Origin of the sequence: Sphingobacterium thalpophilum (assembly GCF_038396785.1) — a bacterium.
Lineage (GTDB): Bacteria > Bacteroidota > Bacteroidia > Sphingobacteriales > Sphingobacteriaceae > Sphingobacterium > Sphingobacterium thalpophilum_A.
Window position 1 is genome coordinate 3,062,114 of record NZ_CP151087.1, and the last position, 21,803, is coordinate 3,083,916.

Sequence of the window (21,803 nt, forward strand, 5' to 3'; positions counted from 1 at the left end):
TTTATACTTTAAGACACTTCTAAGACATTTGATTTAAAGTAAATAGCATTTATCAACAAATAAATGAAAGGCACAATCAAATAAATCAAAAACTTATGAAAATAAAAAAGCCAAAGCACTTAATAATCATTTGGCTTAATCTATTTTACACAAACTGTTTTCTACTTAAGTTTTTGGATAAGCTCAGTTTCAGTCACCTTCACCTGCTCCCCGCTTTCCATGTTCTTTAACGACAACTGACCGGAAGCTGCTTCTTCATCACCCACCAACAGGACATAAGGAATCCCTTTACTATCCGCATATCCCATTTGCTTTTTCAGTTTAACGGGAGCAGCATACAGTTCCGAAGCTATATTTTCCTTGCGAAGCTTATGGAGCAATCCCAGGGTATAACTTTCAAGTTCCTTTGCGAAATTTACAATTAAAAGTTTAGTAGAATCAGCTTTGCCTACCGGAAATAAGTTCAATTCTTCCAAGACATCATAAATACGGTCAGCACCAAAGGAAACACCAACGCCAGTCAGTCCTTTCAAACCAAACATCCCTGTAAGATCGTCATAACGACCTCCACCACCAATACTTCCCATCGCTACTTCATTGGTTTTGACTTCAAAAATACAGCCCGTATAATAATTCAGCCCCCGGGCCAATGTGATATCCAAATCAACAATACGTGTCAATAGCGCAGTATCCCCAGTCAATTTGGCTATATAATCGAAGACCTCTTCAATTTCCGTAATACCACTCAGACCAATGGACGATTCTGCGAGAATAGATTTAAGCGAAGATAGTTTCTCTGCATTCGTACCTTCTAATAGAATAATGGGCTTCAATAGATTAAGATCGGCCGCAGTAAATCCTCTTTCCAAAAGCTCTTTATTGACACCATCCAAACCAATTTTATCAAGTTTATCTATGGCGACAGTCATATCGACAATAAGCTCAGGCTTGCCGATAATCTCCGCAATTCCGGAGAGAATTTTCCGGTTATTGATTTTTATGTTGAAATCCTTCAATCCAAAACGTTCAAATGCCTCCTGATAGATCAAGACAAATTCGGCTTCGTTCAGTAAGCTTTCCGAGCCCACAACATCGACATCACATTGATAAAACTCACGATATCTTCCCCGCTGTGGACGATCTGCACGCCATACGGGTTGCACTTGAAAACGCTTAAATGGTAAAGCAATATCATTTTGGTGCATCACAACGTAACGTGCAAAAGGCACAGTAAGGTCATATCGTAATGCTTTCTCTGATATATGAGGAATGAGCTTATTGGAATTTTTATCGTGAAGCAGGTTATCTGGCGCTTTCGCCAAGTAATCACCCGAATTAAGAATCTTAAAGATCAATTTATCACCCTCGTCACCGTATTTACCGGTAAGGGTTGTCAAATTTTCAAATGAAGGGGTCTGTATTTCATTATAGCCATATTTTCTGAATACCGTTTTCAGTGTATCGAAAATATAGTTACGTTTGATCATTTCGGAAGGTGAAAAATCACGCGTTCCTTTTGCCAAAGAAGGTTTTACTACTGCCATATTTGGCAAAGTTAATAAAATCCTTTATTCTACTTCCAGAATTTTAAGGAATTCACAGGCTTTTTCGGCTGCAGATTTCTCTGCAGATTTCTTATTAAAATCACGGCCAAGTCCACAAACAACGCCGTCAACGACCGCTTCAATGCTAAACATTTTTGAGGACTCCCCTTCCGGGTTGTCTGTTTGCTGAAATATGATTTCTTTACCTGTATGCTGACACCATTCTATCAACCGGCTTTTGAAGTTTGTTTCCGTCTGTTCCAATAGATGAATATCGACGTGCGGTTTAATAATTCGATTCAACAAAAAGCTCTTGGTAAAAACATAGCCCCTATCTAGATAAACTGCCCCAATCAATGCCTCAAAAGCATCTCCCAATAAGGATCCCTGTTTATTCGGAAAACTGATCATTCGCGCATCAAACTGGATAAGCTCATTAAAACCCAACTTTCTGGAAAGTTGATTTAGGTTTGCTCTACTGACAATTTTTGAACGCATTTCAGTTAGGAACCCTTCATCTTTATAAGGATACTTCTTAAATAACAGTTCAGCCACAACCGAACCCAAAACAGCATCACCCAAGAATTCTAAACGTTCGTTGCTATTCTTTGCGCCCTCTTTAATTGTAACGGCAACAGACTTGTGTCTAAAAGCCATCTTGTACAGATGTACATTTCCGGGGACAAATCCAAGCAGGTTTTTTAGTTTTCTAACGTATTCCCGATCTGGCGAAAAATATAATTTATATATCCTTGCAAAAGGCATCTCTTCTAAAAATAAGGCGACAAGTCCTAGTTAAAGAACCTGTCGCTAGCTCATATTATCAAACCATGTTTGAAGGATCAAACATTAAGCTTTATATTTTTTCACAATAACGGTAGCATTATGCCCACCGAAACCGAAAGTGTTGCTCAACGCCGCATTAACTGTACGTTTTTGCGCCTTGTTGAATGTAAAATTCAAGTTGTTATCAATTTCCGGATCGTCTGTAAAGTGATTGATTGTCGGAGGGACAATATCATTTTGAACAGCCAATATAGAAGCGATAGTTTCTATAGCTCCTGCAGCACCCAAAAGGTGACCTGTCATTGATTTAGTTGAACTGATATTCAGTTTATAGGCATGTTCACCAAACAGGTCAACAATAGCCTTAGTTTCACTAATATCACCCACCGGTGTAGAAGTCCCATGAACATTGATATAATCAATATCTGAAAAATCCATCTCTGCATCATTTACAGCCATTGTCATAGCCAATTTTGCGCCCAATCCTTCAGGATGCGATGCTGTGATATGATGTGCATCAGCACTCATTCCACCCCCTGCAATCTCTGCATAGATTTTTGCTCCACGTGCTAAGGCATGCTCCAAACTTTCTAAGATCAAGGCACCTGAACCCTCTCCCGAAACAAAACCATCTCTATCTTTATCAAAAGGACGTGAGGCTGTTTTAGGGTCGTCATTTCTAGTTGACAAAGCATGCATAGCATTGAACCCACCAATTCCGGCCTCATTGACTGTAGCTTCTGATCCACCCGTAACAATCACATCAGCTTTGCCCATACGGATATAGTTAAAAGCATCTATCATTGCATTGGTAGCCGAGGCACAAGCCGATACGGCAGAAAAGTTAGGCCCACGAAGACCATGACGCATTGAAATATGTCCTGGAGCAATATCAACGAGCATCTTAGGAATGAAGAAAGGATTGAAACGAGGTGTTCCATCTCCCTTTGCAAAGTTTGCAACTTCTTCAGTGAAAGTTGTTAACCCCCCTATTCCTGAGCCCCAAATTACTCCGATACGATTTGTATCTAATTTTTCAAAATCTAAGCCAGCATCTTTAATTGCCTCATCTGTTGACGCAATTGCATACTGGACAAAAGGATCGACTTTACGAGCTTCCTTACGATCCATAAATTCATGCGGATCAAACCCCTTTACCTCACATGCAAACTGAGTCTTGAATTTTGACGCATCAAAATGCGTAATAGGAGCAGCTCCGCTTACACCATTTATTAACGCCTCCCAGTAAGCTGAGACGGTATTTCCAATTGGTGTAAGGGCGCCTAATCCTGTTACTACTACTCTTTTAAGCTCCATTTATTACGATTAGCCTAATTAAATTAGTTAGTTAACGTTTTTTTCTAAATAAGCGATTGCTTGACCAACAGTACCAATAGTCTCTGCTTGATCATCAGGAATAGCAACGTTGAATTCTTTTTCAAACTCCATGATCAACTCAACAGTGTCAAGTGAATCAGCACCTAAATCATTAGTGAATGAAGCTTCTGGTGTTACTTCGTTTTCGTCAACACCTAATTTTTCAACGATAATTGCTTTTACTCTTGAAGCGATATCTGACATGATTTTATAGTTTAATTGTTTAATAAATCTGTGCAAAGAAAAATAAATTTCATCAAAATTCAAACCTAAATTGATATTTAGATGAAAGTCACCACGTTAGGCGACCGAACTTATTCGCGTCTTATACTAGCTAACCCACTCTATATTAACTTAGTTCAAGTATAACAAAAAATATTTTGTATTCCAAACGCTCAGCTAATTAACTCAAATTTTACACAAAAAGTATATTCCAGCCTTAAATTTATTAGTACCTTCGTTAGCAGAGGAGCATATATTTAAGCATTAAAGTGGTCAATAAGTTAGTAGCAAGATTAGATATGGATATGGACGAAGAGTTGGATTTTACCCTACTCGCCATTACCTGTTCTCTGAAAGATTACCGACTCTGCCATTTCATCAACAAGGAGACTAATCTGAATTTTTCCAGAGGAAAAGAAAGTAAATACGACCATGATGGCCGACAAAAAAACAAACCCGAAGAAGAACTTGAATATCATATTATCTTTGACACAAAGAAAAAAATAAGCTACCACTTCACTGCTTTTCATTACCTTATCCCCGATGCCGATACGGAATATTTTCTTATCAACAATAAGAGCATCGAAGGAACTTATTTAATTCCCGAAAACCCCCACTTTGATTTTTTTATCATTATCAAAAACTACATCTGTGAGGATGACGTGGAACATATTATCAAAAGGATCAGCAAATTACCCGAAGTCGTCATTGCAAAAGAAATATCACCAAAAATATTGAAATCTAAAGAAAATCTCATATTTTAGCAAACTGTAGGTTAGTGTAGCAAATACACCCCAGTTTAGATCTAAATTAATTCGATTTAGTTTTGACAAAACACAACAATATAGTGAGCTATTTGTTGTGATTAATGAAGAACATTTAAAATACAAAATAACAGATGGAAAAAGTTCAAAAAAGGACTAAAATTGTCGCAACATTAGGCCCTGCCTCGGCAGACAAACAAGTTTTGACCAACATGATTGCCAAAGGGGTTGATGTGTGCCGGTTGAATTTCTCTCATGGCAGCCAGGAAGATCACCTTAAGGTAATCGAAACTATAAATGCAATAAATAATGAAACAGGATTCAATGTTGCCATCTTAGCCGATTTACAAGGTCCAAAAATTAGGATCGGAAAAATGAAAGAAGGTGGCGCTGTTCTCGTGAATGGTTCAAAAGTTGAAATCACAACACACGAACTTATCGGAGACGAAAACAGAATCTACATTACATACGAAAACTTTCCAAACGATGTTGAAGCCAACGAAATCATTTTACTTGATGACGGAAAACTTCAACTTCGTGTTTTAGAGACCAATCATAAAGACACTGTTACCTGTGAAGTTGTACACGGAGGTGTCCTTACTTCACGTAAAGGCGTTAACTTACCAAACACCAAAGTATCGATCCCTTCGTTGACCGAAGAAGATTTAGACAACTTGAATTTTGCCTTGGATCATGGTGCAGACTGGATCGCTATGTCTTTCGTCCGTTCGGCAGAAGATATTTTTCAATGTAAAAAAATCATTGAAGCAAAAGGAAGCCATGCACGTGTAATCGCAAAAGTTGAAAAACCAGAAGCGATTGAAAATATTGATGCAATTATCGAAGCTACAGATGCTGTTATGGTTGCTCGTGGAGATTTGGGTGTTGAGCTTCCAATGGAAGAGGTACCAGGACTTCAAAAGATCATCGTACAGAAATGTAGAGATCTTTCAAAACCAGTGATCATTGCGACACAGATGTTGGAAAGTATGATCACTACACCACGTCCTACACGTGCTGAAGTAAATGACGTAGCCAACTCCGTATTGGATGGAGCGGATGCTGTGATGTTAAGTGGCGAGACTTCAGTCGGTGAATTCCCTGAAATCGTTATCGAAACAATGAGCAAAATCATTATCCACGTGGAACAAACTTCTTATCCTTATTATAATGAGAAAGTTAGTGAAATCCACGACGGAACACTTATTCCGGATGCGATTTGCGCTTCTTCGGTTTACCTTGCTCAAAAAACAAATGCATCTGCAATTGCGGTATTGACATCATCTGGTGCAACAGCGTTTGAAATTACAAGTTATAGACCAAATGTAGATATCTTAGTTTTCACAGGAACACAAAAATTGCTGAAACAACTCAGCCTACTTTGGGGAGTAAAAACATTTATCTACGACAAGTTCGAAAGCACGGATGGATCTATCCATGATGTTAACAAATTTATTATAAAAAATAACTACGTTAAACCTGGATCTATCATTATCAATACAGCTTCAACACCGTTAATCGAAAAAGGCAAAACAAATACAATCCGTGTTTCCCAGCTATAATGGACAATAAGGATTAAAGCAATTGACCTATCCTTTTGCTAAATAATTTAGTTTTCTTATCTTTAGGTGATTAAATTTAGGTATGGTAGGCAATAAAGAAAAAGAGTTGAGTTTGTTCGATTTTCAGTCGCAATTTAGCAGTGATGCTGATTGTTTAGCTTATTTATCGGCTTTGAAATGGCAAGATGGTTACAAATGTAAGAAATGTGGTTACGGGAGTTTTTGCAAGGGAATAAAAGAGCATGACCGTCAGTGCAATCGCTGCCGTTATTTGGAATCTCCTACAGCAGGCACCCTATTCCATAAGGTTAAGTTTCCTTTAGTTAAAGCCTTTTACGCAGTATACTTCATAAGTACAAACAAAAAGGGTATTGCCAGTACCGAGCTTGGCAGGAAGTTAGGGATCAAGCAAAAAGTAGCATGGTTATTCAAACGCAAAGTGATGAAAGCGATGGAGAGCAGCGGTAAATTTCCTTTGCGTGGAGTTGTGGAAGTTGACGAAACATTTGTTGGCGGTCAGGATGAAAATTCCAAAGGACGTAAAAAAGGAAAGAAGAAGCTTGTGGTGGTTGCTATAGAAAAGAAAGGCAACGGAGTTTCGCGCTTTTACGCCAAGGTGATAGACAAAGCCGATGCGATCAACTTAGGTAGCTTCATGAAGCAAAACATAGAGCCACAGGCTAAGGTGACCACCGACAAATGGACAGGTTATAAGCCGATATTGAAAGATTTCGAAAATATGGAGCGTGTCAAATCTGGTAAGAAAGGTGAGAACTTCCCAGAACTACACAGGGTTATCATGACCTTTAAAAGCTGGTTGAGAGGAATGTACCATCACGTTGGAGATCTACAGGAATATATTAATGAATATACCTATCGATTCAACAGAAGTTTTATGAAAGGGAATATTTTTGACAACCTAGTATATCGGATGATCTGCCATAAACCAGAACAATATAATATGATTATTGCTTAAAGGAATAGGTCAATAAAGCAAAAAAAATAGCGTTCTATCTAGAACGCTATTTTTTTTGCTTGTTTGGATACAAGGAGTCGATTTTTAATTTAAAGTCCTTCACCTTTAGCGAATCATTCAAGCGCCTAAACGGGAGATTGTTTTCTTTCTCATCACCTTTGGGCATTTTTTCCGTTCCTGGCATCGGAGCTAGACCGTCCACACGATTTGGCTTCTTAATGGGCATATGATACTTTTCATCTGAAGAATCCAATTTTAGGACGGGCATCTTTGCTTCCTTTTCTTCCATCAAAGGAATCTGCGGCTTTACCTTTACCTGCCCCAAAGCAATCGTGCCTAGCGAAGATAATACCAATAATAATAAGTAGCTTTTCATTTTTATATAGTTGTTAAAGAGTATTTGCACTCATTTTCACCAATGAACACGTTATACTCGGCTTATTCACTTCTACAGCAGCAGACTCAACTGCGTAGATTTAATTTATCAATAGGCCAATTCAGCATATAATTTATTTCTATTCACTAATTTACAAACAACAGCACCTATATTTAAACAGATTGCTGTTAAACATTGTTAAAACAGCTTCAAAACACATTAGCATCTTTATATTTGTAACAATTTAAGAAAATATGAGCTACCGGACCTTAAATGGCCACTCACATGGTATAAGGGATGGGTACGCAAAAGGTAAATAAACTGAGTGCTATAAACTTTGTGATATATTCAAAATACATTTATTTAACACCCAACCCTAATGAAGAAAAATAGCATTGTATTAATCATTGGACTGATGTCTCTAGCTCTAATTGGGGTATTGGCGATGCAATTCTATTTTCTGAGAGATTCATATCGTCAAAAATCCCAATTATTTGATGAGTCCGTCAATGCTGCGATTACAGCTGTTGCCGGAAAACTTGAACGACGGGAGGTGGTCGACTTTGCTAAAGTTCAACAGGAACGTAACATTGAAAAATCCAAGCAGGAACAGGCCAAACAACGTCTGTTGGCCGAGCAACTTGAAATCCAATATAGAATTGAAGAATTAAAAAACAAACAACATGTTGTTTTCTCAAACTTCAAAGAGCAAGAAGACCAATTACGTGCTTTGTATCCAAATGTAATTGAAATCAAAAATTCCTTTTACGAAACATACATCAAAAGACCGGAGTACCAGAAATTTATCAAATTTTCTGTTTCAAATGAGCTTACCGACGATAATCTGGTGCAAGCTTTTATCATGTTAAATGCATCGAAGGTAGATGATCAGATTAGTGGAAAAGACGATAGCACACGGTTTGTTATCCCCCTAATGGACCCATTGGTCAATCAACAGACAAAATTCAGAGTAGCCACCTTACCACCAAGAGAGAATGCAAAACTTGCAAAAACCATCTCTGATTTGGAAAAAAGGCTCGATGTGCTAAACAGAAAGAATTCTTGGTCCGGTTTCAACGTTTACGACTCCGTTGCTATGCTCGGTGGTAAAAAGGCAGATTACATCGAAGATGTTGCTATTGGAATGGAGCTAGCAAAGCGTCCGTTAAAGGATCGGTTGAATGTTATCATCGTCCAAGAACTTATCAAAGAAGAGTTGGCTCAACGCGATATTAAAGCTCCTTTTAATATTGAAATATGGAGTACAAACAATATATTACTAAATAATATTTTAAACGAAGCCGCTCTAAATAACCCGACAAATACAACAAAATACTCGACCGCACTTTTTAAAGGTGATATCGGTGCTGCGCCAGGGAAATTAACAATCTATTTTCCCAATAAAAAGGCGATAATCGCAGATAATATGGGCTATCTGTTACTACCTATGCTGGCACTACTTTTCTTGTTGGTGGGTTGTTTTGCTTATACACTGATTATCATCTTCAGACAAAAGAAAGTTTCGGAAATGAAAACAGATTTCATCAACAACATGACGCATGAGTTTAAAACACCTGTTGCAACAATTATGATTGCCAGCGAGTCACTTAAAGATCCAGACATCAATGCCGACCATAAGCGCGTTCAGAAATTGGCTAATATCATCTACGACGAAAATGTTAGACTCGGAAATCACATCGAACGTGTGCTTGACCTAGCCCGATTGGAAAAGGAAACATTAAAGTTAGACCAGGTGGATGTGCATATTAATGATCTTGTTTCTGCAGTAACGGACAGCATGCAGCTACGCATGCAGAATATTGGTGGGAAATTCAGTATAGATCTCGCAGCGACCAAGGATATTGTCGTCGGTGATGAGTTACATTTTTCGAATGTATTTTACAATTTATTGGATAATGCCATCAAGTACAGCAAAGGAGATTTACATGTCAACATCAATTCAAAAAATGTTGGTGATACCATTGTTATCACCATTGCCGACAACGGTATTGGGATGAGTCGGGATCACCTGCAAAAGATTTTCGACCAGTTCTACCGTATTCCAACTGGAAATGTTCATAATGTCAAAGGATTTGGTCTTGGCTTAAGTTATGTACAGGACATCCTGAGAAGGCTGAACGGAAAAATTACAGTTAAAAGTGAAAAAGATAAGGGCACGACCTTTGAAGTAATTTTGCCTATTAAAAAATAAAACGTTCCTTTTTTGTATATTTCCTCTTTAAAAAATTTCAAAGGTTGAGGAAAGCTGATTTATCAGCATCAAGGGACATTGGTGAAAATTAATATAATCATTATGCAAAAGATATTATTAGCAGAAGATGATCCTAATTTGGGGGATCTTTTAAAAGACTATCTCGAATTAAAGGGAAAATTTGACGTCACATTATGCACGGATGGAGATGAAGCGATTTCTCAATTCAAAAAAAATAACTACGACCTCTGTATTTTCGATGTCATGATGCCAAAAAAGGACGGATTTACAGTGGGGCGTGAAATCAGAAAAACAAACAATACTGTTCCTATTATCTTTGCCACAGCAAAGGGGATGATGGAAGATAAAACCGAAGCCTTTGAATTAGGGGGAGATGATTATATCACAAAACCTTTTCGAGTAGAGGAATTATTGCTCCGCATCAATGCTTTGCTGAAACGCAGTGTTCGAGACAAAGAAGAGGAAGTGGTTGCCGATAAATTTGAAATTGGCGATTATTTCTTTGATTATACAAGTCAGCAAATTTCTTACAAAGGACAGATGCAAAAACTATCCACTAAAGAAGCGGAACTACTGCGCTTGCTTTGTTTAAAGAAAAATGATGTGCTGACCCGGGAAGAAGCTTTATTAAAAATTTGGCATGATGACAACTACTTTACGGGTAGAAGTATGGATGTATTTCTCAGTAAACTTCGTAAATATCTAAAAGAAGATAGTAAAGTTGAAATTGTCAATGTGCACGGAAAAGGTTACAAACTTTTGGTGAGCTAAAAGAATGGGGAATGAGAAACAGTCATTCCCCATTTTTTATGCTACACAGCGTATTGAAACATGACATACACTAAATCACGGATGAAAAGAAAAGAACAAAACAATTTTATCCTTAGTAGAATATAAAAAATTGACGCACTTTTATAAAAAATTTGCATTTCAAAAAGAAATGTTCTAACTTAGCGTCGCTTATAGAGAAAGGCAGAGGGAATAGACCCGATGAAGCCTTAGCAACCTGTCCCTTGACAAGGTGCTAAATTCTACCCTACTTGATATGGGAATGATAAGCCGAAGTCACCGAATTCTAGTGTGTCCTTCTCTCTCTAGCAAGAAATATAGTTGAAAAAGAAATATTAAAAACATTCATTATGTTATTGACTAACAATTTAGGTTACCCTCGTGTGGGCGCGTTCCGCGAATTGAAAAAAGCCAATGAGGCCTATTGGGCTAAAAAATCTTCTGTTGAGGAATTATTGGACACAGCAAAAAAAATTCGTGAAGGCAATTGGAAAACACAAAAAGATGCTGGAATAGATTTGATCCCTTCCAATGATTTCTCTTTTTACGATCAAGTATTGGATTTAACCCTTACTGTTGGTGCAATTCCTGCTCGTTACCATTCTTTATTGAATAAAGTAGACAACAATTACAGCTTAGATCTATATTTTGCCATGGCGCGTGGTTTCCAACAAGAAGGAATCGACGTGACTGCAATGGAAATGACCAAGTGGTTGGATACCAACTACCACTATATGGTGCCAGAATTCACAAAAGATCAAGAATTCAAATTGACGTCCGAAAAATTCTTAAATGAATATAACGAAGCAAAATCATTGGGCATCGATACTAAACCAGTTCTATTAGGTCCTATCACTTACCTTTTGATCGGTAAAGAAAAAGAAGCTGGCTTCGACCGCATCGATTTATTGGATAAACTTGTTCCAGTATATGAGCAAATATTAGCTAAACTAGCTGAGGCCGGTGCGCAATATGTTCAGATTGACGAGCCTTTCTTAGCATTGGATTTAGATGCTAAAGTAAAAGCTTTATATCAACCTACTTTCGAAAAATTAGCTGCAGCAGCAAAAAATATCAAATTAATCGCGACGACTTACTTCGAAGCTTTAAAAGACAACGAAGATATCGCAGTTAACCTACCTATCCATGCTTTACATTTGGATTTGGTACGCGGTGAAAACCAATTGGATACGGTACTAGCTAAAGTTCCTGCTTCATTAACATTATCTTTGGGTATTGTTGAAGGCCGTAACATCTGGAAAAATGATTACGAAAAATCATTGGTTAAAATCAAACAAGCTGTTGATGCATTAGGAAAAGACCGTGTATGGGTAGCTCCTTCTTCATCATTGTTGCACGTTCCTTTCGACTTAGACAATGAACACAATGAGCAATCGCTACCAGCTGAAGTAAAAAACTGGTTAGCATTTGCTAAACAAAAATTAGCTGAGGTAAAAGACTTAGCCGTATTAGCAGAAGGTGAAGTTGATGCTGAAACAGCAAAACGCTTCGAAGCGAACAAAGCTGCCGCTGAAAGCCGTCGTACTTCTCCACTGATCCACAAACCAGAGGTTAAAACACGTACAAGCAATATCACTGATGACGATGCGAAACGTACTTCAGCATTTGCTGACCGTAAAGCAGCGCAACAAGCGAAGTTCAACTTGCCGGCATTCCCTACCACAACTATTGGTTCATTCCCGCAAACGAAAGATGTTCGTAAATGGAGAGCAGACCTGAAAAAAGGTGCTATCACGCAGGCAGAGTACGATAAAGCAATCGCAGAAGAAACTGAAAACACAATCCGTCTTCAAGAGCAATTGGATATCGACGTATTAGTACATGGCGAATTCGAACGTAACGACATGGTTGAATACTTCGGTGAACAATTGGCTGGTTACGCTTTCACACAAAACGGCTGGGTACAATCTTACGGTTCACGTTGTGTAAAACCTCCGATTATCTATGGTGATGTATACCGTCCTGAAGATATGACTGTCCGTTGGTCTTCATACGCTCAATCATTGACTAACCGTCCGGTTAAAGGTATGTTGACTGGTCCAGTTACCATCTTACAATGGTCTTTTGTACGTAATGATCAACCGCGTTCAACAACGACTTACCAAATTGCATTGGCGATCTTGGATGAAGTACAAGCGCTGGAAAAAGCAGGTATCAAAATCATACAAATCGATGAACCAGCAATCCGCGAAGGATTGCCGCTACGTAAAGCTGATCAAAAAGATTACTTGAACTGGGCAGTACGTGCTTTCCGTGTTTCTTCATCAAATGTAGAAGACGATACACAGATTCACACACACATGTGTTACTCTGAGTTCAATAATGTAATCGAAGACATCGCTGCAATGGATGCTGACGTCATCACGATTGAGACTTCACGTTCTCAAATGAAATTGTTGAATGCTTTCGCCGGTGATTTCAAATATCCAAACGATATTGGTCCAGGTGTTTATGACATTCACTCACCACGTGTTCCAAGCAAAGATGAGATGGTAGATCTATTGCGTAAAGCAAAAGCAGTAGTTCCAGCAGAACAACTTTGGGTTAACCCTGACTGTGGTTTAAAAACTCGTGCTTGGCCAGAAACCAAAGCGGCTTTAGAGTCGATGGTTGAGGCTGCGAAAATCTTAAGAGCAGAATAATTCTTAAACTATATTGATAAAGCCCTAGATGAAATTTCATCTAGGGCTTCTTTATTGGACCTTGGTTCGAAACAAAAACCGTCATCCGGATAATGTAAGACTATTTTCGGGTGTTCTTCTTTTCTTTCTTGTTTTCCTTTTCTTTCCCGTTCTTAATTTCCTGTTTCCCCTTAATCCGATCTTCAATCGACTTCAGGCTTGACGAAAAATCAAGATCAACATTTTCAAGTTTTGCCATCTTTAACGCCTTCAATGCCTTTTTGTATTTTCTCAATTTTTCAAATAGAAGTGCTTTCTTGATCCATATCCCTGTCAAGGGCATCGCCGGAAGTGTCAAAGCAAATTTAATCGTCTTTTTTGCAGCTTCATACTCCCCCATATCAATCAGCGTCTGAATGAAATAAGGATATACTTCCAATGCCTGCACATTATGCACCAAAGCTTCCTGGAAATATCTTTTTGCCTGCTCATAATCCAATAGCTGTTCGGCATGAACTCTTCCCATCAAACACAGCGCCATTGTATTGGACTCATCATAAGACAGCGCATAAGATAAGGATTCCATGGTCTCCTCCAAATACATAGGATAGTTATCCAGTGCCTGAAGGACATATTTATTTACTGAATTCATAAAATTTTCTAAAACATAACATTCATATCCAGCTTTCACAATACCCTCGAAGGCAGCTGGATTTTTAAAACTCCATCATAAGCTAAGCATATTGGAACAGTGGGCCACCATTTAGAGAGCCAATTTTTAGCCAATATCAACGTAGGTTACTTAACGTATTAAGAAAGAAGATTAGGAAAGGGCCGTATTCCGAAGAATATTCCCGAGAATCTTCTCTGTGGACGAAGCGGGATTTTCTAATATTGCACACATATTCTTCCGTTTTTATTAATTACTCTGTTAAATTGCAAAGATTCAAAATATTTACCAAATTCCCAAAAACTTTTGATTATTAACCCGTTATATCTTAAAGCACGATATTGGCATATTATTGTCGCATCAATTTTGCTAAAATTCAACGACTATTTCCCCATCTTTAGACTATGGAAAGTCAATCAGCTAATCAATTAATCAAACTATCAAGAAAACGTAAGGGACTAACGCAGCAGGAACTCGCCGATCAGGCGGGTGTATCGCTAAGAACAGTGCAACGCATCGAAAAAGGCACTGAAGAAATCAGTGGATTTAGTCTCAAACAGATCAGTCAAATCTTGGAAATACCTTTAGAACAACTCATTATGCCAAATGTAAATCAAATCAGTATCGACAACAATCAAACAGGAAGTATTAAAGCGCTATATTTAGCATCGCTCACCTTTCTGGTCAATCCATTATTAGGATTATTGGTCCCAGCGATTATGGGCTATACGAAGCAAAATAAAGACGCCTTATACAGTAAGCACCTAAAAAAAATAATTGTAATACATGCTGTTGGACTATTTTTTCTCGGAAGTTTTATAGGCTATATTATTATTGCAGATTTTTTTAAGATTTCACTACCGTCTTTTTTAAGCGATATATTCAATAGCGCCTATTTTTTACTCATCCCAGTATGCTACTACATATTGATTCTAACCTTCACTATTTTTAATTATATCGCAATAAGGAAGGCCAAGCTCAGTGCTGCAAACTAAACCAATACAAATGAATTTGTCGCGTTCAAAATCATAGCGGTTTCTTTTGAACGATCAATACCCAATCATTCTCCAGCAACAGATAGCCCATTTCATAAATAAAGTTATAGGTCTGTCCCTTGTTATTGGAAAAAGTATGTGTATGGAACTTAAAATCAAATCCCAACCGCTTTAACTTTTCCCGCTGTATCTTGATCATACCCTCCCCACTCAACGCTTCCAATAAAATACGGCGGTTTTTTCGCAGAATATTATTCACATTGCGCACCATATTGGTCTGGTCGCTATTTAATTTATTGTTATAGGCGTTCCGGCAAGCATCATCACAAAATCGCTTGTCCGAACGGCCATATATTACTTTGCCACATTCAAGGCAGACTTTTTCGACAGCACTCATAACGGAAGATTAAACGACAACAAACGGTTACAATCGACTATAGTCGAATACAAATGGTAAATAGACGACTATAATTATTTCCCCGCCCCACCTTTGCTTAAGATCATTCGGCGTTCATAGCCAATGACCATCAACTAAAATAAGAATTATTAAAAACTTTTAAAAATTAGACACATGAGCACATTACGCAACAAAGTACAATTGGTTGGGCATTTAGGAAACGACCCGTTAATCAAAACAACTTCCACTGGCACCAATTACTCCATATTACGTCTCGCCACCAATGATCTTTTCAAGAACAAAGCCGGTGAATGGGTTGAAGAAGTTCAATGGCATACACTCGTGGTTTGGGGTAAGCAAAACAATACCATTGAAAAGAAATGCCAACGTGGGACCAAACTCATGGTTGAAGGCAAACTCACCTATCGTAACTATGAGAACGCAGATGGGGTAAAACAATATGTCACAGAAATTAAAGTAGATAATTTTATGATTTTATCTGATTCGAACGGTGCCAAAGATGACATCCCAACACCTCCAGATGAAAATGAAGACGATCTGCCTTTCTAGTATGATCAACGAGGTAGGTTTTCAAGCCCCTACCTCGTCGATTGTTTCCAACTTATTTTGTCAGGCTTGCAGTCAACGCTCTTCCTAGGTTCTCTGCATAAGCCTTCCATAATTTAGCATCTTCTGGCGTAAACTTAGCAACAGCTTCAGTTTCTTTGGCTGCCCATTCCTGTCGCTTCGCTGCAAGCTCCTTGAGTTTAACAACATCGCCGCTTTTAGCAACAGCGATAAATTCTTTGATATATTTTGTATAATCCTCCGCCAATTTTTGTGTCTCAGCAGAACTAAATTTCGGTATTGGCACTTCGCCACCGCTATTTTCTACCGACGTTTCGGCCGTATCTTTTTTTAAGTCAATAGCGGCAGTTGTATCTTTTACTTCGACTTTTTTAGTCGTGGAATTATTGCAGGAAATAACAAAAAATCCAGCAATTAATGCTGATAAGGCTACTTTCTTCATTTATTTAAATTTAGTTTTTTAAGTCTGGTCATTTATTCGTTTATGCGTGTTGTTCTAAAGCTAAATAAATCACTCTAGTTTTATCGGATCGACAAGTTCACCATCATCTTAATCACAACCCTACCTTTTTGTAACGTTACTTTATTATCGAACTAATTTAATTACAATGCCCGACTCTACGAAATTTTTTGTGGACACTCACATTCTGCAGGCCTGAGTTAGGAGTCTTCTTTTCTTGTAGGCAAGTCAACATCAGATCAACTCCAAGGCCGTACATATTAGGGGTATTACAAGGGTAAGCCCCTGCAAATCCCTTGTTAATACCTTGTAAATGGACTGCAATTACATAATTAACCACGGATATGATAACAACATGGAAATACGCCCGATACCGGCAAAACCGAATAAACAATAGGAAAAAGTTCCTCGCAATTAGATTCGCTCAAACCTGCCATACAATTTCCAGAAATATGCTTTCTCCCCCATAGTGAGATCAATCTTCTTCCAGGCATTTAAGGCTAAACTAATCTCCTTTTCCTGCAAACTGTATTTTCCAATAAAGAACTCTTCTTCGGAAAAATACAAACCAAATGCTTTATCCAACGTATGTAGGCTCTGAACATCTACCTCTTCAAAAAATAAAATGGATTGAGGGCCAGCCAAAAAATCACTCGGCACCGGAATAGCGTCAGCGTATTCGATTGCGATGAGGCGGTTCCTACTTTGCAAAGGAAATTCAATTATTGGAAGCTCTTCTAATTTCGAAAAATAACTACCCGCCTCAAAAATACCATCTCGTTCCAGCAGCGGGATTTGTAACAATCTTTTACGTCCAATAAGAGAAACATTTGGATCAAAATAATCATTGAAATTAAGAATTTCATTGACAGATAGATTTTTTTCAATAAGATGCTGCACAGGAATGCCAAAATAATTTGCAATCTTTAGAACAATCTCAATTTTTGGCTCTGCACGCATTTCTTCGTAAGACGAAATATTACCTCTAGTAAGATTAAAAATATCCCCAAATGCCTGTTGACTCATTCCTTTCACTTTTCTTAATTTCTTAATATTGTTGCCTACGTTGCTCATTTTAAAAAAAATTGAATATTTATTGCAAAATATTTTTGCATTTTTATTACCTTTATGCAAAGAATATGTGCAATATATAAAAAACTTGATTATGTACTTCTCAAAAATTGAAAATTATATCGCCAATATCGGTTACACCATCACCCATAAGGATACAAAAGAAGGAATCTTTGTCATCGAAAATGAAGATGACGGAATTCGCAACCTCATCGTAGGCATTGCCCAACCCATCCTGATTTTTGAGCAATACCTTTTTACAATCAGCAATGACACCATGGATATGTTCAAATCACTATTGATAAAAAATAGAGATATTATCCACGGCGGATTTGCGTTAACGGAAGATGGTACCAAAGTTATATTTCGGTATACGTTACAAATACATAATCTCGACCAGAACGAATTCGATGCAGCCATCAATTCGCTGAGTCTGTTGATGAGTGAATATTATAATCAGTTAATAAGTTTTTCAAAATTATAGAATAATGAATATTTTTAAGAGAATTTTCAGAATCGGTCAAGCAGAGATCCACGCAGTCGTGGACAAAATGGAAGACCCCATCAAAATGACGGAACAGGGTATCCGTGAGATGAAAGAGGACCTGGAACAATCGTTGGAAGCCTATGCTAAAGTGAAGGCCTTAGCCATACGTACCCAAAACAATTGTGAAAAGAAAAAAGAAGAAGCCAATGAATTTGATAACAAAGCTATTCTATTACTCCAAAAGGCACAAAAGGGAGAGCTAACGGCAGAAAAGGCCGAAGGTCTGGCAAAAGAAGCGCTGTTGCTGAAAAAACAGTTATTAATCGAAGCTAGTGAATTGGAGAAACAAGCCGTGATTCATCAAAGTTCAGCCGATGAGCTACACAAAAATGTAGACATTCTCAAATTCAATATATCGAAATGGGAAGGTGAACTCTCCACATTAAAGGCACGTGTAAAGGTCTCTAACGCAGCTAAAATGGTCAATCGGCAGCTCGCGAATATCGATTCAAATAGTACGATTTCCATGTTAGAACGTATGAAAGAGAAAGTCGAGGAAGACGAGGCCCTAGCGAAGGCCTATGGCGAGATTGCACTAGGCAACAAAAGTAAAGTTGATGAGATTAACGAGACCATCGGCGGGTCTGAAGCCGTCAACAACGAATTAGAAGAACTAAAAAGAAAATTAAATAGTGATGAAAAGATTTGAGTATAAAACGCTAAAAATTGAACCTAAGGGTTTCTGGGGAACAAAGTTGGATCCCGAAAAAATTGATGAAATCTTAAATGATCTTGGAAATCAAGGCTGGGAATTGGTAACCATGCAGGACCTTGAGGTCAATGGCAGTTCCTGGTCGTTCCATTACACATTCAAAAGGGAGAAAATTTAAACAATAACACGATGACAGAACTAATCAATATCTTATTTAATCCATTATCCAATGGAATTATGACAGTCTTAACGGGCATGTCTGTAGTGTATTGGTTATTTATGTTTCTGATGGGTGATGGAGTACATCTCTTTGATGCCGATGCAGATATAGACCTCCATCCCACACCTGATGTCACGGACGTTGATGGATCACATGATATCGCAACTGAGGGGGCCGACCATGCTCACCATCATCATACGGATACGGACGCTAATACAGAACCTGGTTTCTTTGCAAAAGCAATGGATTACATCAATGTTGGCAAAGTACCCATCATGCTTATTGTAACACTATTCAAATTTATAGGCTGGATAATTACCATTGTTTCCTCGCTCTTTATCGACGTTGCTTCATGGGGAATAAAGTCTGTATTAATCCTAATCCCCGTTTTCATTGTTACATTTATATTAATGCATTTTCTGACCAAACCCTTAGCTAAAATGTTTAAAACTATAGGTTACAATGGCGAAGAAAGTCACGATTTTCTTGGTCGCATGGGTAAAATGAGAGCCAGTATTGAAGGCAAGAAAATAGGTTCTGCCGAATTTATCATCCAACAGGACCCGATTCGCCTCAATGTTGTCAGCCACAATGGGGAGAAAATAGGCTACGGAGACGATGTCATTATTGTTGACGAATCCAAGGACAAGAAATATTATTATGTGACCAAAGAAATCACGATAGACAATATTTAATGAAAAAAGAAGAAAAGACTCGACACCTAAACAACTGTCCGAAAAGAACGGGTCTTTATTCCTTTAAATCCTAATCGTAAACCCAACTATTAAAATCTAAATAAATACAAATCATATGCTATATCAACCTCTTTTATTTCTAAGTGGCTTAAACGGAATTATACTTTTAATTGTCGGATTGGCTGTCTTTTTAATTTTTGCATTCTTTGTTGTATTGAGTGCATTCTATAAGAAAATTCCACAAGGGAAAGCAATTGTCCGTACTGGTGTTGGTGGTACAAAGGTAGCATTCAACAAAGGAATGTATGTTGTACCTGTATTTCACAAGATGGAGATCATGGACATCTCAATCAAAAAAATTGAGATTGCCCGTATGCAAGGTGAAGGTTTGATCTGCAAGGATAATATTCGTGCAGATATCAAAGTTGCTTTCTTCGTTCGCGTTAATAAAAGTGTGGATGATGTGATCAATGTTGCCCAAAATTTAGGTTGTGATCGTGCAAGTGAGCCGGAAACATTAAAAAGCATTTTTGAATCTAAATTCTCCGAGGCCCTAAAAACAGTCGGTAAGAAATTTGATTTCATCGAATTGTATGAAGCCCGTCGGGAATTTCGCGACGAAATTTTGGATATCATCGGAACTGACCTGAACGGTTATATTCTAGATGACCGTGCAATCGACTATCTTGAGCAGACCGATATTGAGCATCTCAACCCAAACAATATCTTAGACAGTGAGGGCATTAAAAAAATAACGGAGCTAACGGCAAAACAAAATATCAATGCCAATTTTATCCGTCGTGATGAGGAGAAATTAATCAAAAAACAAAACGTGGAAGCACGGGAAGCTATTCTAGAACTAGACCGTCAGCTTGCCGAAAAAGAAGAAAAGCAAAAACGGGAAATTGATAACATCAAAGCACGTGAAGAAGCAGAAATAGCAAAGGTACGTGAAGAAGAGCGCTTAAAATATGAAAGTGTCCGTATTTCTACCGAAGAGCAACTGGCAGTACAGGAAGAAAATAAGCTGCGCCAGATCATCATTGCTGAGAAAAACAAGCAGCGCACGGATGCTGTTGAAGCAGAGCGCGTAGAGAAAGACCGTGCCTTGGAACAAACAGAACGTGAGCGCATTGTTACCTTGGCTCAGATCGACAAAGAACGCTCTATCGAGACGGAGAAGAAAAGTATCCAAGGGGTTATCAAGGAACGCGTACAATTGGAGAAAGGGGTTATTGAAGAGCAACAAGGCGTCCGAGACATCGAAGTATTCCGTGAAGTAGAACGAAAGAAACAAGCGGGTGTTATCGCGGCATCACAAGAAGCAGAAGAAAAATTAATATCCACTGTTAAGGCGGCCGAAGCTGCAAAAATCGCAGCCGAGCAGGAAGCGGAGAAAAAGGTAATCGATGCAGAGGCGGCTCGTAAAATTGCCGAAAAACGTGCTCAGGAATTATTGATAGATGCTGAAGCGAAAAAAGAAGCATCGCTGAAGGAAGCCGAAAGTCGTAAGATTATTGCTGAAGCACAAGCCAAAGAAGAAGCCGCGCTTGGCTTATCCGAAGCTGAAGTAATGGTTGCAAAAGCCGAAGCCGAAGAAAAACAAGGTACCGTTGAAGCTAATGTGATCGAGAAGAAAGCTGAAGCAATGCGTAAAGAGGGCTTAGCACAGGCAGAAGTTGTTCGTGAGAAAGCACTTGCTGAAGCAAAAGGTATCGAAGAGAAAGCTGAGGCGATGAAGAAATTGGATGGTGTGGGCAGAGATCACGAAGAGTTCAAATTGCAATTGCAAAAAGAACGTGATATTGAACTCGCACACATCAATATCCAAAAAGACATTGCTCAAGCACAAGCTGGCGTATTGTCGGAAGCACTTAAAACGGCAAAAATAGATATCGTTGGTGGCGAAACCATGTTCTTTGAGAATATCGTCCGTCAAGTTTCCAATTCCAAAGGTTTTGATCACTTGATTGACAACTCTAAACATGCCACAGCTATTAAGAATTCACTGATAGGTCCAGATGGACAAGGAGACCTTGCAGAGAAGGTGCGTGGATTAGCCGATAAATATGGAATTTCCACAAACGATATAAAGAACCTCACAGTTTCAGCAGCATTGATTAAACTCCAACAAGCGGCGACTGACGCTGAAAATGGCGAAGACAAAAGCTTTATCAATTCTTTGTTCGGATTGGCGAAAAACTTGGGCATATCCAATAAAAAGTTGTCGTAATTAA

The 21,803-nt window shown here is 38.3% G+C and carries 22 protein-coding genes and 1 riboswitch; of the genes, 13 read left to right on the forward strand and 9 right to left on the reverse strand.

The window, feature by feature from the left end:
• Positions 1–161: 161 nt before the first annotated feature.
• The 4 genes from hisS to AACH28_RS13595 all read right to left on the reverse strand — a co-directional run bounded on the left by hisS (position 162) and on the right by AACH28_RS13595 (position 3,911).
• Positions 162–1,544 (reverse strand): histidine--tRNA ligase, encoded by a 1,383-nt coding sequence (gene hisS / locus AACH28_RS13580; protein ID WP_341830731.1) that lies wholly within the window; start codon positions 1,542–1,544, stop codon positions 162–164.
• Between the two features lie 24 nt (positions 1,545–1,568).
• Positions 1,569–2,309, reverse strand: coding sequence for a ribonuclease III (rnc, locus tag AACH28_RS13585; protein ID WP_341830732.1), 741 nt, complete (start codon positions 2,307–2,309; stop codon positions 1,569–1,571).
• 84 nt (positions 2,310–2,393) lie between these two features.
• Positions 2,394–3,647, reverse strand: a complete 1,254-nt coding sequence (fabF, locus tag AACH28_RS13590; protein ID WP_120333106.1) for a beta-ketoacyl-ACP synthase II — start codon at positions 3,645–3,647, stop codon at positions 2,394–2,396.
• A gap of 27 nt (positions 3,648–3,674) precedes the next feature.
• Entirely contained in the window at positions 3,675–3,911 is a 237-nt protein-coding gene (locus AACH28_RS13595) for an acyl carrier protein (protein ID WP_028070665.1), read from the reverse strand.
• Between the two features lie 287 nt (positions 3,912–4,198).
• On the opposite strand from AACH28_RS13595, the gene AACH28_RS13600 reads away from it, so the two are divergent.
• The 3 genes from AACH28_RS13600 to AACH28_RS13610 all read left to right on the forward strand — a co-directional run bounded on the left by AACH28_RS13600 (position 4,199) and on the right by AACH28_RS13610 (position 7,231).
• On the forward strand, positions 4,199–4,693 hold the full coding sequence (locus AACH28_RS13600; protein ID WP_232475665.1) for an IPExxxVDY family protein: 495 nt from the start codon (positions 4,199–4,201) through the stop codon (positions 4,691–4,693).
• A gap of 134 nt (positions 4,694–4,827) precedes the next feature.
• Entirely contained in the window at positions 4,828–6,255 is a 1,428-nt protein-coding gene (pyk, locus tag AACH28_RS13605) for a pyruvate kinase (protein ID WP_088160071.1), read from the forward strand.
• 82 nt (positions 6,256–6,337) lie between these two features.
• On the forward strand, positions 6,338–7,231 hold the full coding sequence (locus tag AACH28_RS13610) for an IS1595 family transposase (RefSeq protein ID WP_286736520.1): 894 nt from the start codon (positions 6,338–6,340) through the stop codon (positions 7,229–7,231).
• Positions 7,232–7,277: 46 nt separating this feature from the next.
• On the opposite strand, the gene AACH28_RS13615 is transcribed toward AACH28_RS13610, so the two are convergent.
• A complete protein-coding gene (locus AACH28_RS13615; protein WP_341830733.1) occupies positions 7,278–7,607 on the reverse strand; it encodes a hypothetical protein in 330 nt (109 codons plus the stop codon).
• 379 nt (positions 7,608–7,986) lie between these two features.
• Here AACH28_RS13615 and AACH28_RS13620 point away from each other — a divergent pair, with 379 nt between their 5' ends.
• The 3 genes from AACH28_RS13620 (at position 7,987) to metE (ending at position 13,292) form a co-directional block, all read left to right on the forward strand.
• Entirely contained in the window at positions 7,987–9,819 is a 1,833-nt protein-coding gene (locus tag AACH28_RS13620; RefSeq protein WP_341830734.1) for a HAMP domain-containing sensor histidine kinase, read from the forward strand.
• 102 nt (positions 9,820–9,921) lie between these two features.
• Positions 9,922–10,611 (forward strand): response regulator transcription factor, encoded by a 690-nt coding sequence (locus AACH28_RS13625; protein WP_172840643.1) that lies wholly within the window; start codon positions 9,922–9,924, stop codon positions 10,609–10,611.
• A 186-nt stretch (positions 10,612–10,797) separates the two neighbouring features.
• Positions 10,798–10,901: riboswitch (SAM riboswitch) on the forward strand.
• A 78-nt stretch (positions 10,902–10,979) separates the two neighbouring features.
• Positions 10,980–13,292 (forward strand): 5-methyltetrahydropteroyltriglutamate--homocysteine S-methyltransferase, encoded by a 2,313-nt coding sequence (metE, locus tag AACH28_RS13630; RefSeq protein WP_120333103.1) that lies wholly within the window; start codon positions 10,980–10,982, stop codon positions 13,290–13,292.
• Between the two features lie 100 nt (positions 13,293–13,392).
• On the opposite strand, the gene AACH28_RS13635 is transcribed toward metE, so the two are convergent.
• Positions 13,393–13,923, reverse strand: coding sequence for a hypothetical protein (locus AACH28_RS13635; protein ID WP_341830735.1), 531 nt, complete (start codon positions 13,921–13,923; stop codon positions 13,393–13,395).
• A 422-nt stretch (positions 13,924–14,345) separates the two neighbouring features.
• Between AACH28_RS13635 and AACH28_RS13640 the strand changes: the two genes are divergently transcribed.
• A complete protein-coding gene (locus AACH28_RS13640; RefSeq protein WP_341830736.1) occupies positions 14,346–14,936 on the forward strand; it encodes a helix-turn-helix transcriptional regulator in 591 nt (196 codons plus the stop codon).
• A gap of 31 nt (positions 14,937–14,967) precedes the next feature.
• On the opposite strand, the gene AACH28_RS13645 is transcribed toward AACH28_RS13640, so the two are convergent.
• Positions 14,968–15,333, reverse strand: coding sequence for a hypothetical protein (locus tag AACH28_RS13645; protein ID WP_341830737.1), 366 nt, complete (start codon positions 15,331–15,333; stop codon positions 14,968–14,970).
• Positions 15,334–15,507: 174 nt separating this feature from the next.
• Between AACH28_RS13645 and AACH28_RS13650 the strand changes: the two genes are divergently transcribed.
• Positions 15,508–15,903: a single-stranded DNA-binding protein gene (locus AACH28_RS13650; protein WP_070561582.1), complete on the forward strand. Its 396-nt coding sequence runs from the start codon at positions 15,508–15,510 to the stop codon at positions 15,901–15,903.
• Between the two features lie 52 nt (positions 15,904–15,955).
• On the opposite strand, the gene AACH28_RS13655 is transcribed toward AACH28_RS13650, so the two are convergent.
• The gene (locus AACH28_RS13655) at positions 15,956–16,363 is read right to left on the reverse strand and encodes a hypothetical protein (RefSeq protein ID WP_115047011.1); all 408 of its coding nucleotides are present in this window, start codon (positions 16,361–16,363) and stop codon (positions 15,956–15,958) included.
• A gap of 432 nt (positions 16,364–16,795) precedes the next feature.
• Positions 16,796–17,455 carry a helix-turn-helix domain-containing protein gene (locus AACH28_RS13660; RefSeq protein WP_070561585.1) on the reverse strand — a complete coding sequence of 220 codons (660 nt, stop codon included), beginning with the start codon at positions 17,453–17,455 and terminating at the stop codon, positions 16,796–16,798.
• Between the two features lie 91 nt (positions 17,456–17,546).
• Here AACH28_RS13660 and AACH28_RS13665 point away from each other — a divergent pair, with 91 nt between their 5' ends.
• From AACH28_RS13665 to AACH28_RS13685, 5 genes are all read left to right on the forward strand, one after another.
• On the forward strand, positions 17,547–17,936 hold the full coding sequence (locus AACH28_RS13665; protein ID WP_046674974.1) for a YbjN domain-containing protein: 390 nt from the start codon (positions 17,547–17,549) through the stop codon (positions 17,934–17,936).
• Positions 17,937–17,940: 4 nt separating this feature from the next.
• Positions 17,941–18,648 (forward strand): PspA/IM30 family protein, encoded by a 708-nt coding sequence (locus AACH28_RS13670; RefSeq protein ID WP_341830738.1) that lies wholly within the window; start codon positions 17,941–17,943, stop codon positions 18,646–18,648.
• Complete coding sequence (locus tag AACH28_RS13675; protein WP_088160062.1) at positions 18,635–18,829, forward strand: DUF4177 domain-containing protein; 195 nt, start codon at positions 18,635–18,637, stop codon at positions 18,827–18,829. The genes AACH28_RS13670 and AACH28_RS13675 overlap by 14 nt, the downstream gene beginning before the upstream one ends.
• An 11-nt stretch (positions 18,830–18,840) precedes the next feature.
• Positions 18,841–19,566 carry an OB-fold-containig protein gene (locus tag AACH28_RS13680; RefSeq protein ID WP_313188298.1) on the forward strand — a complete coding sequence of 242 codons (726 nt, stop codon included), beginning with the start codon at positions 18,841–18,843 and terminating at the stop codon, positions 19,564–19,566.
• Between the two features lie 115 nt (positions 19,567–19,681).
• Complete coding sequence (locus tag AACH28_RS13685) at positions 19,682–21,799, forward strand: flotillin family protein (RefSeq protein WP_341830739.1); 2,118 nt, start codon at positions 19,682–19,684, stop codon at positions 21,797–21,799.
• The last annotated feature ends 4 nt before the right edge of the window (positions 21,800–21,803 follow it).